General features: G+C 37.3%; 4 protein-coding genes and 1 pseudogene. 3 read left to right on the forward strand and 2 right to left on the reverse strand.

Annotated elements, in window-relative coordinates; genetic code table 11:
- Both G7Y65_RS09410 and G7Y65_RS09505 read right to left on the reverse strand, forming a co-directional pair.
- Nucleotides 1-398: pseudogene (locus G7Y65_RS09410) on the reverse strand (hypothetical protein); the annotation flags it as partial.
- A gap of 14 nt (nt 399-412) precedes the next feature.
- Nucleotides 413-586: a hypothetical protein gene (locus tag G7Y65_RS09505; protein WP_275669056.1), complete on the reverse strand. Its 174-nt coding sequence runs from the start codon at nt 584-586 to the stop codon at nt 413-415.
- 72 nt (nt 587-658) lie between these two features.
- Here G7Y65_RS09505 and G7Y65_RS09575 point away from each other — a divergent pair, with 72 nt between their 5' ends.
- The 3 genes from G7Y65_RS09575 to G7Y65_RS09275 all read left to right on the forward strand — a co-directional run bounded on the left by G7Y65_RS09575 (nt 659) and on the right by G7Y65_RS09275 (nt 1596).
- Nucleotides 659-778, forward strand: a complete 120-nt coding sequence (locus G7Y65_RS09575; protein WP_165314847.1) for an LPXTG cell wall anchor domain-containing protein — start codon at nt 659-661, stop codon at nt 776-778.
- Nucleotides 779-992: 214 nt separating this feature from the next.
- Nucleotides 993-1223, forward strand: coding sequence for a glycosyltransferase (locus G7Y65_RS09270; RefSeq protein ID WP_052348467.1), 231 nt, complete (start codon nt 993-995; stop codon nt 1221-1223).
- Nucleotides 1213-1596 (forward strand): hypothetical protein, encoded by a 384-nt coding sequence (locus tag G7Y65_RS09275; RefSeq protein WP_052348468.1) that lies wholly within the window; start codon nt 1213-1215, stop codon nt 1594-1596. The genes G7Y65_RS09270 and G7Y65_RS09275 overlap by 11 nt, the downstream gene beginning before the upstream one ends.
- Nucleotides 1597-1730: the final 134 nt, after the last annotated feature.

Genomic DNA, 1730 nt, shown 5'->3' on the forward strand with positions numbered 1-1730 from the left:
ACTGGGGCAACTGGCAATACAGGAGCTACAGGTGATACTGGAGCAACTGACAAGGATGGTAACACTGGTACTCCTGCTACTGAAAACGTTGAAAAAACTGACACAGGTAACACCGGAGCTACCGGCGATACTGGAGTAACTGGTAATACTGGGGCAACTGGCAATACAGGAGCTACAGGTGATACTGGAGCAACTGACAAGGATGGTAACACTGGTACTCCTGCTACTGAAAACGTTGAAAAAACTGACACAGGTAACACCGGAGCTACCGGTGATACTGGAGCTACCGGCGATACTGGAGTAACTGGCGATACAGGAGCTACAGGTGATACTGGAGCAACTGACAAGGATGGTAACACTGGTACTCCTGCTACTGAAAACGTTGAAAAAACTGACACAGGTAACACCGGAGCTACCGCACAGGTAACACCGGAGCTACCGGCGATACTGGAGCCACAGGTGATACTGGAGCTACCGGCGATACTGGAGTAACTGGCGATACAGGAGCTACAGGTGATACTGGAGCAACTGACAAGGATGGTAACACTGGTACTCCTGCTACTGAAAACGTTGAAAAAACTGACACAGGTAACACCGGAGCTACCGTACTGGAGCAACTGGAAATCTGACCAAAAATAACAGTTCTACAGACACAGAGATAAGAAAACTTCCGAAAACAGGGACAGAAAACAATAACACTAGTTTGATTAGTGTTGTCATATCTGTATTATTAGCCGGAATAACTTCTTTGATTATTAATAATCGTCGTAAAAAATAAAAAGAACCAGCTAAGTGTGATTAGTCAATACTTGGCTGGCTTTTTAGTATATGAAAAAGGAAAAGCTGCAATGCAAAAATTAGTTTCTATCATTATACCGTATAAAAATGAAGAGGAATCACAGCTGGCTGTTGTACTGTCATCAATTAATAACCAGATAGGTGTTGAGTTTAATCAAATTTAAGTAATCATTGTGGGTGATGGGGGTTATCAATTGCAAGACATATCAATATTTGATATTTTTCAAAACATAAATATTAAATATTACTATAATAAACAATCTAACGGACCCGGATTTTCTAGACAATTTGGTATGGGCCAAGCGATTGGTCAATATTATATGTTTATAGATGCTGATGATCAACTGCATTTCACAGGTGCTCTATTGGAATTTTTCAATGTAATTAAAGACTCAGGTAATCATGAAATGATTATTGCCAGATAAATGGTTTAACGCAAAATACATTCAAAAAATAGGTTTACGTTGGTTAAATAATTTAAAAATATACGAAGATACTTATTTTGTTGGACTTGCTTGTGAACTCAGTACAGACATATACTATAAAAATTCAGTAGTTTATATTTGGCTATGTAATGTGAACTCAATTGTTAGAAATCCCAAAACCAGTTTTTATCAACAGTTGCATACTTGGGTTTATATGAATAGAAGCTATTTTCAGTTTTTAAGAGCTAAAGGCAGTAGCCTTCTATCAACAGATTTTAAAAAATATCTAGTAGAACTTTACTTTAAAGAAAATAATTACAATCCTATAAATGTAAAAGAATACGACGCTCAAAATAAAATGCTCCTATCCTAGTATTTGGTACATAAATTTCTGAACAGTTGTGCCATAATTAATAAAACAAGATAGGAGCATTCCAATGAAACGATATCAAGATGATTTTAAAGCCAGCATTGTGAAGATGCATCGTGAAGAGAAAAGATCTATTC

The sequence above is a fragment of the Weissella sagaensis genome (assembly GCF_010306265.1).
Lineage (GTDB): Bacteria > Bacillota > Bacilli > Lactobacillales > Lactobacillaceae > Weissella > Weissella sagaensis.